The sequence below is a fragment of the Candidatus Pantoea deserta genome (assembly GCF_003813865.1).
GTDB lineage: Bacteria > Pseudomonadota > Gammaproteobacteria > Enterobacterales > Enterobacteriaceae > Pantoea > Pantoea deserta.
Genome location: NZ_RMVG01000007.1, coordinates 157,811 through 171,705 on the forward strand (window position 1 = coordinate 157,811; position 13,895 = coordinate 171,705).

General features: G+C 57.5%; 12 protein-coding genes, 4 tRNA genes and 1 other RNA gene. 16 read left to right on the plus strand and 1 reads right to left on the minus strand.

All coding sequences use genetic code 11. The annotated features are described in order from the left end of the window. The first annotated feature begins 162 nt into the window (after positions 1 to 162). The 16 genes from wecA to BBB56_RS11550 all read left to right on the plus strand — a co-directional run bounded on the left by wecA (position 163) and on the right by BBB56_RS11550 (position 11,956). Positions 163 to 1,248, plus strand: coding sequence for a UDP-N-acetylglucosamine--undecaprenyl-phosphate N-acetylglucosaminephosphotransferase (gene wecA / locus BBB56_RS11475; protein ID WP_123801087.1), 1,086 nt, complete (start codon positions 163 to 165; stop codon positions 1,246 to 1,248). A gap of 16 nt (positions 1,249 to 1,264) precedes the next feature. Beyond that, a complete protein-coding gene (gene wzzE / locus BBB56_RS11480; RefSeq protein WP_123801088.1) occupies positions 1,265 to 2,317 on the plus strand; it encodes an ECA polysaccharide chain length modulation protein in 1,053 nt (350 codons plus the stop codon). Continuing rightward, positions 2,314 to 3,441 carry a non-hydrolyzing UDP-N-acetylglucosamine 2-epimerase gene (gene wecB, locus BBB56_RS11485; protein ID WP_123801089.1) on the plus strand — a complete coding sequence of 376 codons (1,128 nt, stop codon included), beginning with the start codon at positions 2,314 to 2,316 and terminating at the stop codon, positions 3,439 to 3,441. The genes wzzE and wecB overlap by 4 nt, the downstream gene beginning before the upstream one ends. Continuing rightward, a complete protein-coding gene (gene wecC / locus BBB56_RS11490; protein WP_123801090.1) occupies positions 3,438 to 4,697 on the plus strand; it encodes a UDP-N-acetyl-D-mannosamine dehydrogenase in 1,260 nt (419 codons plus the stop codon). The genes wecB and wecC overlap by 4 nt, the downstream gene beginning before the upstream one ends. Beyond that, complete coding sequence (locus tag BBB56_RS11495; protein ID WP_123801091.1) at positions 4,688 to 4,948, plus strand: NAD-dependent epimerase/dehydratase family protein; 261 nt, start codon at positions 4,688 to 4,690, stop codon at positions 4,946 to 4,948. The genes wecC and BBB56_RS11495 overlap by 10 nt, the downstream gene beginning before the upstream one ends. Then, positions 4,926 to 5,633 carry a dTDP-4-amino-4,6-dideoxy-D-galactose acyltransferase gene (gene rffC / locus BBB56_RS11500; protein ID WP_123801092.1) on the plus strand — a complete coding sequence of 236 codons (708 nt, stop codon included), beginning with the start codon at positions 4,926 to 4,928 and terminating at the stop codon, positions 5,631 to 5,633. The genes BBB56_RS11495 and rffC overlap by 23 nt, the downstream gene beginning before the upstream one ends. Then, the gene (gene rffA, locus BBB56_RS11505; protein ID WP_123801093.1) at positions 5,620 to 6,750 is read left to right on the plus strand and encodes a dTDP-4-amino-4,6-dideoxygalactose transaminase; all 1,131 of its coding nucleotides are present in this window, start codon (positions 5,620 to 5,622) and stop codon (positions 6,748 to 6,750) included. The genes rffC and rffA overlap by 14 nt, the downstream gene beginning before the upstream one ends. After that, a complete protein-coding gene (gene wzxE, locus BBB56_RS11510; RefSeq protein ID WP_123801094.1) occupies positions 6,750 to 8,000 on the plus strand; it encodes a lipid III flippase WzxE in 1,251 nt (416 codons plus the stop codon). Before rffA ends, wzxE begins: the two co-directional genes overlap by 1 nt. Continuing rightward, complete coding sequence (wecF, locus tag BBB56_RS11515) at positions 7,997 to 9,067, plus strand: TDP-N-acetylfucosamine:lipid II N-acetylfucosaminyltransferase (protein WP_123801095.1); 1,071 nt, start codon at positions 7,997 to 7,999, stop codon at positions 9,065 to 9,067. The genes wzxE and wecF overlap by 4 nt, the downstream gene beginning before the upstream one ends. Beyond that, entirely contained in the window at positions 9,064 to 10,407 is a 1,344-nt protein-coding gene (gene wzyE, locus BBB56_RS11520; protein ID WP_123801096.1) for an ECA oligosaccharide polymerase, read from the plus strand. Before wecF ends, wzyE begins: the two co-directional genes overlap by 4 nt. A gap of 35 nt (positions 10,408 to 10,442) precedes the next feature. Beyond that, entirely contained in the window at positions 10,443 to 11,183 is a 741-nt protein-coding gene (gene wecG / locus BBB56_RS11525) for a lipopolysaccharide N-acetylmannosaminouronosyltransferase (protein ID WP_123801097.1), read from the plus strand. A 159-nt stretch (positions 11,184 to 11,342) separates the two neighbouring features. Further along, positions 11,343 to 11,419 (plus strand) — tRNA-Arg (locus BBB56_RS11530). A 94-nt stretch (positions 11,420 to 11,513) separates the two neighbouring features. Beyond that, a tRNA-His gene (locus BBB56_RS11535) sits at positions 11,514 to 11,589 on the plus strand. 16 nt (positions 11,590 to 11,605) lie between these two features. Further along, positions 11,606 to 11,692 (plus strand) — tRNA-Leu (locus tag BBB56_RS11540). A 25-nt stretch (positions 11,693 to 11,717) separates the two neighbouring features. After that, positions 11,718 to 11,794: transfer RNA gene (locus BBB56_RS11545), tRNA-Pro, on the plus strand. A gap of 32 nt (positions 11,795 to 11,826) precedes the next feature. Beyond that, a non-coding RNA gene (locus BBB56_RS11550) (RtT sRNA) lies at positions 11,827 to 11,956 on the plus strand. Positions 11,957 to 12,695: 739 nt separating this feature from the next. Here the strand turns inward: BBB56_RS11550 and hemY are convergent. Then, complete coding sequence (gene hemY / locus BBB56_RS11555; protein WP_123801098.1) at positions 12,696 to 13,892, minus strand: protoheme IX biogenesis protein HemY; 1,197 nt, start codon at positions 13,890 to 13,892, stop codon at positions 12,696 to 12,698. Positions 13,893 to 13,895 lie beyond the last annotated feature (3 nt).

Consider the following 13,895-nt stretch of genomic DNA (forward strand, 5'->3'; position numbering starts at 1 on the left):
TGGCAGGAGCATTTATAATGACTGTGGCGTCAGCGCGCAAAATATAACCCGTTGTGCGTTGGCGGAAGCAGAATTCGGACTCGGGATGAAAGGCAAAAACACGCAGTTTGTTTATCCTGTCCCTGATTTTAGCTGAGAGCGTTTAACGTGAATTTACTCACTATGAGTACTGAGCTGGGCCTTACTTTTCTATTTTCTTTAGTTTTCCTTTTTTTCGCACGCAAGGCGGCTAAAAAAATAGGTCTGGTCGACACGCCTAATTCCCGTAAACGTCATCACGGCGCCATTCCGCTGGTCGGTGGCATTTCGGTCTATGCCGGCATCTGCTTTATGTTTCTGATCACCCACTTTTATCTGCCGCACGCCATGCTTTACCTGATCTGTTCCGGGCTGCTGGTGCTGGTAGGCGCGCTTGACGATCGTTTTGACATTAGCGTAAAAATCCGCGCCGTGGTGCAGGCTGCCGTTGCCGTGGCGATGATGATGGGCGCGAAACTCTATCTGCTCAGTCTCGGTTTTATTATCGGTCCGGTGGAGCTGGTTGTCGGACCCTTCGGCTACGTGCTGACGCTGTTTGCCGTCTGGGCGGCGATTAACGCCTTTAATATGGTCGACGGCATCGACGGCCTGCTGGGCGGTCTCTCTTCCGTTACCTTTGCCGCGATGGGCATTATTCTCTGCTTCGACGGTCAGTTCAGCCTCGCCATGTGGTGTTTCGCCATGATTGCCGCCACCATCCCTTATATCCTGTTGAATCTGGGCTTTCTCGGTCGCCGCTATAAGGTGTTTATGGGCGACGCGGGCAGCACCATGATTGGTTTCACCATTATCTGGATTCTGCTGGAAACCACGCAGGGCTTAAGCCACCCGATCACGCCCGTTACCGCGCTGTGGCTGATTGCTATTCCGCTGATGGACATGGTGGCGATTATGTATCGCCGCCTGCGCAAAGGCATGAGTCCCTTCTCCGCCGATCGTCAGCATATTCATCATCTCATTATGCGTGCCGGTTTCACCTCGCGTCAGGCCTTCGTCTTGATCACCGTCGCCGCCGCGATTCTGGCGGGCATCGGCGTACTGGGCGAATACCTCGCCTTTATCCCGGAATGGGTGATGCTGGTGCTGTTCCTGATGGCTTTTATGCTGTACGGCTACTGTCTGAAGCATGCCTGGCGCGTGGCGCGCCTGATTCGACGTATAAAACGTCGCCTGAATACCCGCGGCGACGTAAAGAAAAAATTACCCTGATAAGGATTGCCCTGTTATGACCTCTGAGGTTGTGGAGAACGAACTGGATATTCGCGGCCTGTGCTGCACCCTGTGGCGCGGTAAACGCTGGATCATCGGCCTTGCGCTGCTCTTCGCGCTGGGCGCCTGGCTCGCTTCGCTGCTGATGAAACAGGCCTGGAGCACCACGGCGATCACCGATCGCCCCACGGTGAACATGCTGGGCGCTTACTATGCGCAGGAGCAATTCCTCAACAATCTTGATATGCGTAGCAATACGCTCAGTCTGGCGACGCCTTCGCCGACCATCATGGACGACGTTTATCAGGAATTTATTATGCAGCTGGGCGCATGGGATACGCGCCGCGACTTCTGGCAGCAGACGGACTATTACAAAAGCCGCCGCTCCGGCAACGCTCATAACGATGCCGCGCTGCTGGACGATATGGTCGCCAATATCCAGTTTTTGCCTGCGGATACGGCGCGCAACACGCGCGACAGCGTAAAGCTGATTGCGGAAACGGCCAGCGATGCCAATAACCTGCTGCGCCAGTATATTGCCTTCGCCAGCGAGCGCGCCGCCCGTCATCTTAACGGTGAGCTGAAAGGCGCCTGGCAGGCGCGCAGCGAGCAGCTTCAGGCGCAGGTGAAACGCCAGGAGGATGTCGCCAGCGCGGTTTTCCAGCGTCAGCAACACCGTCTGCAACAGGCGCTGAAGGTCGCCAGCCAGCAGGGAATCCATGAAAATCAGTCGCGCGACGCGCGTGAACCTATCGCCGACAGCGATCTTTTCCTGCTGGGCGAGGCGCAGCTACGGGCGCAGCTGGAAACCCTTCAGGCGACCGGACCGACCTTTGATATCAGCTATGATCAGAACAGGGCGATGCTGACATCGCTCAATGCCGGGCCAACGCTGAACCGTACCTTCCAGACCTACCGTTATTTGCGTACGCCCGAGGAGCCGGTATCGCGCGATAGCCCGCGTCGTCTGTTTATGATGATTATGTGGGGCGCGTTAGGCGCATTAACGGGCGCTGGCGTCGCGCTGGCGCGGCGCTCCAGCAGCAGATCAGCGAGAGACATCGCGTGAAAGTGCTTACTGTATTCGGGACTCGCCCGGAGGCGATAAAAATGGCGCCGCTGGTGCAGGCGCTGGCGCAGGATCCTGCATTCGACGCACGCCTGTGCGTCACGGCGCAGCACCGCGAAATGCTCGATCAGGTGCTGCGTCTGTTTGCGCTGCAACCAGACTATGACCTGAACGTGATGCGTCCGGAACAAGGGCTGACGGAGATTACCTGCCGTATTTTGCAGGGTATGAAAACCGTGCTGCTCGACTTCAAACCCGACGTGGTGCTGGTGCATGGCGACACCACCACGACGCTGGCCGCCAGTCTGGCCGCCTTTTACCAGCAGATCCCGGTCGGCCACGTCGAGGCGGGACTGCGCACCGGCGACCTCACATCGCCCTGGCCGGAAGAGGGCAACCGCAGGCTAACCGGCCATCTCGCTCAGCTGCACTTTACGCCGACAGAGCGCTCGCGTCAGAACCTGCTGGCGGAGAACCTGCCCGATACGCGCATTTTCGTCACCGGCAACACGGTAATTGATGCGCTGCTGTGGGTGCGCGACCGGGTTATTGCCGATCCCGGCCTGAATGCGCAGCTCGCCGGATACTATCCGTTTCTCGACAGCGAGAAGAAGCTGGTGCTGGTTACGGGGCATCGACGCGAAAGCTTCGGCGAGGGATTCGAGCGCATCTGTAGCGCGCTGGCGCGCATCGCCCGTCGGCATCCTGACGCGCAGATTGTCTATCCGGTGCACCTCAATCCGAACGTCAGCGAGCCGGTCAACCGCATTCTCAGCGGTATTGAAAATATCGTGCTGATCGAGCCGCAGGAGTATCTGCCTTTTGTCTGGCTAATGAATCGGGCCTGGCTCATCCTGACCGACTCCGGCGGCATTCAGGAAGAGGCCCCTTCGCTGGGCAAACCGGTGCTGGTGATGCGTGATACCACTGAACGGCCTGAAGCGGTCGATGCGGGCACCGTGAAGCTGGTCGGCACCGATATAGAAAAAATTGTGGCTGAGGTCAGCCTGCTGCTGACCAGCGAGGCCGCCTGGCAAACCATGAGCCGCGCGCATAATCCTTACGGCGACGGCAACGCCTGCCAGCGTATTTTGCAGGCTTTAAAAGACAGAGTTGATCTATGAGTTTTGACACCATTTCCGTTATTGGTCTGGGCTACATTGGTCTGCCTACCGCAGCCGTTTTTGCCTCGCAGAAGAAAAAAGTCGTGGGTGTGGATATTAACGCCCACGCGGTAGAGACCATTAATCGCGGCGCGATCCACATCGTCGAGCCTGCGCTGGATAAAGTGGTGCACGACGCCGTAGCGCAGGGATTTTTGCGCGCGACGACACAGCCCGAAGCGGCCGATGCTTTTCTGATTGCGGTGCCCACGCCCTTTATGGCCGACCACCAGCCCGATCTGCGCTTTGTTAAAGCGGCCGCAGAGTCTATCGCGCCGGTGTTGAAAAAGGGCGATCTGGTCATCCTGGAATCGACGTCGCCGGTTGGCGCGACGGAGCAGATGGCGGAATGGCTGGCCGTCACGCGGCCGGATCTGCGTTTCCCGCAGCATGGCGGAACGCCGGATGTCTTTATCGCCTACTGCCCGGAACGCGTGCTGCCGGGTAAGATCATGCAGGAACTGATTCATAACGATCGCGTTATCGGCGGCATGACGCCCGCCTGTTCAGCGCAGGCCAGCGCGCTCTACCGTCTCTTCCTTCAGGGCGAATGCGTGGAGACCAACGCGCGCACGGCGGAGCTGTGCAAGCTGACAGAGAACAGTTTTCGCGACGTGAATATCGCCTTCGCCAATGAGCTTTCGCTGATTTGCGCCGATCAGGGGATTAACGTCTGGGAACTGATCGCGCTGGCGAACCGTCATCCGCGCGTCAATATTTTACAGCCGGGACCCGGCGTCGGCGGACACTGTATTGCGGTCGATCCCTGGTTTATCGTGGCGCAGAATCCGTCGCTGGCGCGCCTGATCCGCACCGCGCGTGAAGTAAACGACAGCAAGCCGCACTGGGTGCTCAATCAGGTTAAAACGGCGCTGGCCGACTGCCTGACCCAGAGCGGCAAGCGCGCCGATGAGATCGTTATCGCCTGTTTCGGCCTCGCCTTTAAACCTGACATCGACGATCTGCGTGAAAGCCCGGCCATGCAGGTGGCGCAGATGATCGCCGAGTGGCATCGCGGCCAGAGCTGGGTGGTAGAGCCGCATATCGCTGCGCTGCCCGCCGCGCTCGGCGATAACGCTGAGCTGGTCACGCGCGAGCAGGCGCTGGCGCAGGCAGATGTGTTAGTGATGCTGGTGGACCACAGCCAGTTTCGCGCGGTCGATCCCGCGCAGGTAACGCAACGCTGGATTGTGGATACGCGAGGAGTATGGCGGTGAAACAGTTTTTGATCACCGGCGGAGCGGGATTTATCGGCTCAGCGCTGGTGCGGTTTCTGATTGAAGCCAGTACCTTTGTGCAGACCGTAGAGAAGCGTCAGGGCTTTAAAGTCGCCTGTCTGGAAGAGATTGCCTGGCGCAACGGCTGGCTCAGCGACGAACAATTGCGCGCCGCAGGCGAGGCGTTAATCAAAACCGGCTACGGCCAGTATTTGCTGGACTTACTCCATGCCCGTCCACGTCAGTATTAATCCCCTTGCCTGGGAAAGCGCGTTCTTCGGGCTGAACACGACGCGTCTTGAGCTGGATGGCGACAGGCCGCTGGACGACGCGCTGCGACAGCCGGCCGATCTGTGGCAAATCAAAGTCCCCGCCGATCGGCTGGAGGCGATCGATGCGCTCTGCCAGCAGGGCTTTCAGCTGGCAGAAGGCGAAGCCGACCTTGCGATTAATATTAAACGCACCGAACGTCAGTCCGGCATTCGCATCGCGCGCGAGTCGCAGATCGACGCGCTGCGCGCGGCGGCGGCGCACATCTTTGTTCAAAGCCGTTTTCGCGCCCCCTGGTTCGCGGCGGACGCCAGCGCGCGCTTTTACGCCCAGTGGATTGAAAACGCGGTGCGCGGCACCTTTGATCATCAGTGCCTGATCGCCAGCGACGCGTCCGGCGCGCTACAGGGTTTTATCTCGCTACGCGAAACGCAAGGCGAGGCGCGCGTCGGGCTGCTGGGCGTGCTGCCGCATGCGCAGGGCAACGGCATCGGCCAGCGCCTGCTGCTGGCGGGAGCGGACTGGGGACGGGCGCGTCAGCTCAACTGCCTGCGCGTTGCAACGCAGCTCAGCAATTTAGCGGCAATGCGACTCTATTTACGCAGCGGTGCGCGGCTGGAAAGCACTGCTTACTGGTTCTACAGGAAAGATCATGATTCCATTTAATGCGCCGCCGGTTGTCGGCAGCGAACTTGACTATATGCAGTCGGCGATGGCCAGCGGCAAACTGTGCGGCGACGGGGGCTTTACCCGCCGCTGTCAGCAGTGGATGGAGCAGCGTTTCGGCAGTAAGAAAGTGCTGCTGACGCCGTCCTGTACCGCCTCGCTGGAGATGGCCGCGCTGCTGATCAATATTCAGCCCGGCGATGAAGTAATTATGCCGAGCTATACCTTTGTCTCCACCGCCAATGCCTTCGTGCTGCGCGGCGCGACCATTGTTTTCGTCGATGTGCGCCCGGATACGCTCAACATTGATGAAAGCAAAATCGAAGCCGCGATTACGGCTAAAACCCGCGCCATCGTGCCGGTGCACTATGCGGGCGTGGCCTGTGAAATGGATACGATCATGGCGCTGGCGGCAAAGCATCGACTCTATGTCATTGAGGATGCGGCGCAGGGCGTAATGTCGCGCTATAAAGGGCGCGCGCTGGGCACTATAGGTCATATCGGCTGCTTTAGCTTTCATGAAACCAAGAACTACACCGCCGGCGGGGAAGGCGGCGCGACGCTGATCAATGATGCCGCGCTGGTGGAGCGTGCCGAAATCATTCGTGAGAAAGGCACCAATCGCAGCCAGTTTTTCCGCGGGCAGGTAGATAAATATACCTGGCGCGACATCGGCTCCAGCTATCTGATGGCGGATTTACAGGCGGCCTATCTGTGGGCGCAGCTGGAGGCGGCCGAACGCGTCAATGAGCAGCGTTTGCGCCTGTGGCAGCGCTATTACACCGCGTTGCAGCCGCTGGCGGCCACCGGGCGTATCACGCTGCCGTCTCTGCCCGCTGAGTGCGAGCACAACGCGCATATGTTCTATATCAAACTACGCGACAGCGACGATCGCCAGGCGTTGATTAACTGGATGAAAGAGGCGGAGATCCTGACGGTTTTCCACTATATCCCGCTGCACAGCTCGCCAGCGGGCGAACAGTTTGGCCGCTTCCACGGCGAGGATATTTTCACCACCGTCGAAAGCGAGCGGCTGCTGCGCCTGCCGCTGTTTTATAACCTGACGGACAATAACCAGAATACGGTTATCAGTTCCTTACTGAGCTTTTTTGCCTGATGTCGCTGGCAAAAGCGTCGGTGTGGACGGCCTCGTCTACGCTGGTGAAGATTGCTGCCGGGCTGCTGGTCGTCAAGCTGCTGGCGGTGAGCTTCGGCCCGGAAGGGGTGGGGCAGGCGGGTAACTTCCGCCAGCTGATTACCGTGCTTGGCGTGCTGGCGGGCGCAGGCATCTTTAATGGCGTCACCACTTATGTGGCGCAGTATCAGCATCAGCCGGAGCCGCTACGCGCCATGCTGGGCACGGCCTCTGCCATGGTGCTGGGTTTCTCCACGCTGCTGGCGCTGGTGTTTTTGCTGGCGGCGGCGCCCGTTAGCCAGGCGCTGTTTGGCCATACGCGCTTTCAGAATGTCATCCGCATCGTCGCCTTTCTCCAGTTCGGCATCGCCTGGGCTAACCTGGCGCTGGCGCTGCTGAAAGGCTATCGCGACGCGCGTGGTAATGCGCTGTCGTTGATTATCGGCAGCCTCATCGGCGTAGCGGCCTATGTGCTCTGCTGGTGGGTGGGCGGTTATGCGGGCGCGCTGGTGGGGTTTGCGCTGGTGCTCGCGCTGGTGGTGGTTCCGGCGCTTATCATGCTGCGGCGGCGCGTGCCGCTGTCGCTCGCCTGGCTAAAGCCGCAGTGGCATTCAGAGTTTGCGCGCAGCCTGGCGAAATTTACCCTGATGGCGCTGATTACCTCGGTCACGCTGCCGGTTGCCTGGGTGCTGATGCGTAACCTGCTGGCGCAGCGCGAAGGCTGGGCGCAGGTAGGATTATGGCAAGGCGTCACCAGCATTTCTGACGCCTGGCTACAGTTTATTACCGCTACTTTTAGCGTCTGGCTGCTGCCGACGCTGGCGCGGCTGGAGCAGAAGCGCGATATAGCCCGCGAGATCGGGCGGGCGCTGCGCTTTGTGCTGCCCGCCGTGGCGGCAACAGGCTTTTGCGTCTGGCTGCTGCGCGACGTAGCTATCTGGCTGCTCTTTTCCCCGGCGTTTCACGCCATGCGCGATCTCTTTGTCTGGCAGCTGTGCGGCGATGTGTTTAAGGTCGGCGCCTACGTTTTCGGCTATCTGGTCATTGCTAAAGCGTCGCTGCGTTTTTATATTCTCGCCGAGCTTAGCCAGTTTGCCTTGCTGATCGCTTTTTCGCACTGGCTCATTCCGCTGTCAGGCGTTACCGGCGCGGCTCAGGCCTATATGGCAACCTATATCTGTTATTTCGCGCTCTGCTGCGGCGCATTTATTATCTATTACCGGAAAACATGACGTTAATTCACGTTCTGGGATCGGACATCCCTCATCACAATCAGACGGTGCTGCGCTTTTTCAACGACGTAATGAGCGTTGAGCTGCCCACGGCGCAGCCGCGTCATTTTATGGTGGTTACGCAGCAGCAGCCGGCGGCGTTTTCCGCCTTCAGCCAGCTGAATATTGAAACCTTCGCGACAAAAAAAGCGCTGGCCCAGGCGCTGATCGCGCGAGCAAAGCATCCTGAGCAGCGTTTTTTCTGCCACGGGCAGTTTAATCCGGCTATCTGGCTGGCGCTGCTGAGCGGTAAAATTCGCGCCAGTCAGCTTTACTGGCACGTCTGGGGCGCCGATCTCTATGAAGCGTCGCGCAGCCTGAAGTTTCGGCTGTTTTATCTGCTGCGCCGTATCGCACAGGGACGCGTCGCGCGGATCTTCGCTACCCAGGGCGATCTGCACTACTACCAGCAGCGTCATCCGCGCGTTCCAGGTCAGCTGCTCTATTTTCCGACGAAGATGCCTGCCGCCGCGCCAGAGAGCACGCCTGATGAACGCTTTACCATCCTGCTGGGAAATTCCGGCGACGCCAGCAATCGCCATATTGAAGGATTGAAGGCGATTCGCGAACAGTTTGGCGAAGAGGTGCGCATTGTCGTTCCGCTGGGTTACCCGCCGAATAATGAGGCCTATATTGATGAGGTCGCGACGGCCGCAAAGACGCTGTTTCCACACGGTCAGGTTGAACTGCTGCGCAGCAACCTGGCGTTTGATGACTATTTAGCCCTGCTGGGTCGCTGTCATTTAGGTTATTTTATGTTCGAGCGGCAGCAGGGGATTGGGACGCTGTGCCTGCTGATTCAGGCCAACGTGCCTTTTGTGCTGAACCGGCGCAATCCGTTCTGGCGCGATATTAGCGAACAGGGGCTGCCGGTTTTGTTTAGCAGCGATACGCTTAACAGAGAGTGCGTCGCGGAGGCGCGCCGTCAGCTGGCAGGCTGCGATCGGCAAGCCATCGCCTTTTTTGCCCCCGGCTATATCGCGGGCTGGCGCGAGGCTTTGCGCCAGTGTGAAAGGGAGACATTATGAACCTCATGCAGTTCAGCGGTCTGCTGGTGGTTTATCTGCTGTCGCTGGGTTTTATCTTAACCTTGACCTGGCGCGAGTTCAGACGAGAGCGCTTTAACTTTCATCTGTTTTTTACCCTGCTGTTTTTGCTGACCTTCTATTTCGGATTCCCGCTGACGTGCATGCTGGTGTTCCGCTTTAACGTGGAAGTGGTGCCGCCGGAATACCTGTTGCAGGCATTGCTGTCAGCGACGGCATTCTATGCCGTGTATTACGTCAGCTATAAAGTGCGGTTGCGCCCTGCGGGCGTGCCGCGCGCCAGACCCTGGTTGCAGATGAATCGCGTTGAGACGCACCTCACCTGTGTGCTGCTGGCGCTGGTCGCTATCGGCACCGTGACGGTATTTTTTCTGCACAACGGTTTTCTGCTGTTCCGGCTGACGGCCTATAACCAGATTTTTTCCAGCGAAGTTTCCGGCGTGGCGCTAAAGCGCTTCTTCTATTTCTTTATCCCGGCGATGTTGATCCTCTACTTTTTGCGTCCTACGCAGCGCAACTGGCTGCTGTTTCTGGCGGTGACGACGGCCTTTGGTCTGCTGACCTATGCGCTGGTCGGCGGCACGCGCGCGAATATCATTATCGCTTTTGCGCTGTTTCTGTTTATTGGTATTACTCGCGGCTGGATCACGCTGTGGATGCTGGCCGCTGCGGGCGTGCTGGCGATCGGCGGTATGTTCTGGCTGGCGCTGCGCCGCTATAACCTGAACGTTCTGGGCGATGAGGCGTTTTATACCTTTCTTTATCTGACGCGCGATACTTTTTCCCCGTGGGAAAACCTGGCATTGCTGCTGGAGAATTACGCCAGAATCGATTTTCAGGGACTGGCGCCCATCTGGCGTGACTTCTACGTCTATATTCCGGGCTGGCTGTGGCCGGGCAAGCCGTCAATGGTGCTCAACAGCGCCAACTACTTTACCTGGGAAGTGCTGAATAACCATTCTGGACTGGCAATCTCGCCGACGCTGCTTGGCTCGCTATTGGTGATGGGCGGCGTGTGGTTTATTCTGCCAGGCGCGATAGCGGTCGGATTAATCATTAAGGGCTTCGACACCCTCTATCGACACGGACGCGATGCTGAGAACCGCTATAGCGGCGCCGTTATGCAGAGTTTTTGCTTCGGCGCGGTGTTTAATATGATTGTGCTGGCACGCGAAGGGCTGGATGCATTTGGCTCACGCGTCGTCTTTTTTGCATTAATTTTTCTGGTCTGCCTGGGCGTAGCGAAGCTGCTTTGCTGGCTGCTGGATCGCGCCGGGTTAATTCGACGTCGCGGCGGCCAGGTTTTACATAGCCCATCTTAACGTCTCTGGGCACAACAGGAAAACAGAACTCTACCATGACAAGGTTACCAGAAGCGCCGCAGTATGAGATTCGCGGCGTGTCGCTGTATGGTTTCGACAGTATGTCCGCGTTTGTGGATTTTCTGCTGCCGGAAGAAAAGGTACGCAGCGGGACGCTTGTCGCGATTAATGCCGAAAAGATTCTGACGGCAGAGCAGGATGACAGCCTGCGAGCGCTGTTACTGGAAGCGGAGTACAAGTATCCGGACGGTATCAGTATCGTGCGCTCGGTGCGTAAGAAATACCGCCATGCGGCGATACAGCGCATTGCCGGCGCGGATTTGTGGGAAGCGCTGATGGAACGCGCGGGACGGCAGGGAACGCCGGTGTTTTTGATCGGCGGCCGTCCGGCGGTGCTGGATGAAACGTGCGATAAGCTACGTCGCCAGTGGAATGTAAATATTGTCGGCGCGCAGCACGGCTATTTCGCGCCTGCCGACCGCGATGCCCTGTTTACCCGCATCGCCGCCAGCGGCGCGCGTATCGTAACCGTAGCGCTGGGGTCGCCGCGTCAGGAACTGCTGATGCGCGACTGCCGCGCCCACTGGCCGCACGCGCTCTATATGGGTGTTGGCGGAACTTACGATGTGTTTACCGGGCAGGTGAAGCGCGCGCCGAAGATTTGGCAGCATTTAGGGCTGGAATGGCTCTATCGACTGATTCGACAACCCAGCCGACTGCGTCGTCAGTTAAAACTGCTCAAATATTTAGGCTATCACTGGCGCGGCGATCTTTGATCTCGCTGATTACTGCGGTGTTTTTTCGATGAGGAAATAGTCAAAACGCTCTATTCCTCGACGAAATGCACAAAGCGTAATCAAACGCGTTTTTTTATTAAAAAAGCACTGGACAGGATCACCCCAAGTCCGTAGTATGCCCATCCGCAACGGCGCTACGCGCCCGTAGCTCAGCTGGATAGAGCGCTGCCCTCCGGAGGCAGAGGTCTCAGGTTCGAATCCTGTCGGGCGCGCCATTTAGTTTGTGCGCAGGAGCTGCGGTGGTTACATTACCGCGTTAGTAAAGAGTTACATGCTGTAGGTCAGTGACTTGCAACATACCAAATTGTGGTGGCTATAGCTCAGTTGGTAGAGCCCTGGATTGTGATTCCAGTTGTCGTGGGTTCGAGTCCCATTAGCCACCCCAGATTTTGCTGGGATACGCGAAGGTGGCGGAATTGGTAGACGCGCTAGCTTCAGGTGTTAGTGTCTTAACGGACGTGAGGGTTCAAGTCCCTCTCTTCGCACCAGGCAAAAGAGAACAATAAAAATTATCGGCGAGTAGCGCAGCTTGGTAGCGCAACTGGTTTGGGACCAGTGGGTCGGAGGTTCGAATCCTCTCTCGCCGACCATTTTATAAACCTGCTTGAAAAAGCAGGTTTTTTTTCGTCTGTAGAAAAAGAGGATGAGAGCCTCCGAAGGAGGTTTGAGTCGAGCGCAAGCGAGACAAGGTTGCGCAGCAACGGCCCGGAGGGCGCTTGTCGCAGACAAGCGTCATCCTCTCTCGCCGACCATTTTATAAACCTGCCTGAAAAAGCAGGTTTTTTTTCGTCTGTAGAAAAACGCCGCTGTGGGTTAAATACCGGCGTGGCTCGCAAAGTCGCTCAGGCATCCATGCTTACACGGTCTGCGCGGGTACACGCCTCATGCGCCGCTAAACAGGCCAGCCTGCGTCTGTTAGCCGTAGCGGGTATTTTGCCTGATGAACGCCTTGCTGTGGAGAGCGAAGCTATTTCCTTTCAGATTTTGATGAGCCTTGTTGAAAAGAGAAGGGCGCAGGAATTGTCTCTTTTTTGAGACGAATAAGCATTTGATTAATAATGTTTTTATTAAAATCTGTTTTCATCGTCTCAAAACAGAGACAGCGAGACGGCGATTTGTCGTCTTTTACCAACAGGCTAGATTCTTCTGTAAGCGATCGCTGCCTTTATAGTATTGATTATAATGATTTTTATTATATATCCGGCAACCTGGCACGCTCTGTGCAATACTTAGCGCGTAGATGCTCATTCCACCTCTTATGTCTGCTGATGCTGCATAAACCTGGGAATGATGCAGAGCCACTATCTGGTGCCCGTTGTCTGCCTGCCTGTATCGCTTACGCCTTACAGGGTCAACAGACACCCCGTTGAGTCGGGTGCCTTAAGGTTGTCTTACCGACCTGATCTTATACCTGCCTCTGGCAGGTATTTTTTTGCCCTGAAAACAGGCAAAAAAAAGCCGGGCAAGCCCGGCTCAAACAAGTAATAACAATTAGGGGTCAGGATTGTTTTTTAGCGTCAGCAATAAGCCTTCGCGGCGCATTTTCGCGGCTTCTTCCGGGCGATGCAGGCGATCCCAGGCATCCGCCAGCCACGCATAGTCAAAAGCGTCTGGACGCTGCGCCAGCGCCTGTTGAAATGCCTCTGCGGCCTGCTGCCATTCGCCGTGGCGCATCAGCATCTGTCCCAGCGTGCTGTGCAGCAGCGGCGTTGCGCCATGCTGTTTGATCTGCTGGCGCAGCGCTTTCTCCAGCGCTTCAGGATTGTTGCTTTTAATGCGCGGCATCAGCAGCACCAGGCGATCGTCGTAGTGGCGCTTCAGGCCGTCCAGCACGATGTCCTGCGCCGTCTGGTGATCGTCACACTCAATCAAGTGGTCAGCCATGGCTACCTGTAGCGCCGTTTGCTGCCGCGTTTTGCGGCTCAGGTTCGACCACCAGCGCTTCAGCCCCTCGCTGCCTTGATCGGCCATCGCCTGACTCATCAGGCCCAGCCACGCCTGCTGTTGCAAATCGGCGCGATGCTGTTCATCACCTACCTGGGATTTTTCCATTGCCGGCAGGATATCAATCAGTGAACCCCAGGCGCCGGTGCGCACATAAGCCTGCTCTGCCAGACGCAACACTTCCGGGTGACGCGGCGCGACTTCCAGTAAACGGTCGATACCGTGACGCGCGGCATGATCTTCATTGCGCGCCAGCAAAATACGCGCGCGGGTAATCTCAACCGGAATAACATCGTTGTCCGACAGCTCGGCAGCGCGTTCAAGGTGCTGATTAGCACGAATTTCATCGCCGCGCTGCTGCGCCGCTTCTGCCGCCAGCAGATAGTTGGCGACCGGCACTTCAGCGTGATCGGCATCTTTTGACAGCAGTTTTTCAACCTGACGATGATCGCCTTCCGCCAGTTTCATTAATGCGGTCTGAGTATGACGCTGCGCGCGACGACGTTTGCGTCCAGTAAACCAGCCGCGAGTACGCGCGCCGGTATGGAACAGACGGCGCAGCAGCCACTCCAGTCCGAGAATAATCAGCAGGCTGATGATCAGGATAATCACCAGGCCAGTCACGCTGGTTTCTACGTTCCAGTTGTCGGTCTGAATCAGCACGTAGCCCTGATGGCCGGCAATCATCGGACCTACCACGACACCGGCGATCAGCAGCACAAACAGGATAAATACCTTAAGCATAGG

Excerpts from the sequence above, each read along its gene's own strand:
- wecF (WP_123801095.1), top strand. The coding sequence starts at position 7,997 with ATGACGTTAATTCACGTTCTGGGATCGGACATCCCTCATCACAATCAG.
- wzzE (WP_123801088.1), top strand. The coding sequence starts at position 1,265 with ATGACCTCTGAGGTTGTGGAGAACGAACTGGATATTCGCGGCCTGTGC.
- rffC (WP_123801092.1), top strand. The coding sequence starts at position 4,926 with ATGCCCGTCCACGTCAGTATTAATCCCCTTGCCTGGGAAAGCGCGTTC.
- wzxE (WP_123801094.1), top strand. The coding sequence starts at position 6,750 with ATGTCGCTGGCAAAAGCGTCGGTGTGGACGGCCTCGTCTACGCTGGTG.
- wecC (WP_123801090.1), top strand. The coding sequence starts at position 3,438 with ATGAGTTTTGACACCATTTCCGTTATTGGTCTGGGCTACATTGGTCTG.
- BBB56_RS11495 (WP_123801091.1), top strand. The coding sequence starts at position 4,688 with ATGGCGGTGAAACAGTTTTTGATCACCGGCGGAGCGGGATTTATCGGC.
- wecG (WP_123801097.1), top strand. The coding sequence starts at position 10,443 with ATGACAAGGTTACCAGAAGCGCCGCAGTATGAGATTCGCGGCGTGTCG.
- rffA (WP_123801093.1), top strand. The coding sequence starts at position 5,620 with ATGATTCCATTTAATGCGCCGCCGGTTGTCGGCAGCGAACTTGACTAT.
- wzyE (WP_123801096.1), top strand. The coding sequence starts at position 9,064 with ATGAACCTCATGCAGTTCAGCGGTCTGCTGGTGGTTTATCTGCTGTCG.
- hemY (WP_123801098.1), bottom strand. The coding sequence starts at position 13,892 with ATGCTTAAGGTATTTATCCTGTTTGTGCTGCTGATCGCCGGTGTCGTG.
- wecA (WP_123801087.1), top strand. The coding sequence starts at position 163 with ATGAGTACTGAGCTGGGCCTTACTTTTCTATTTTCTTTAGTTTTCCTT.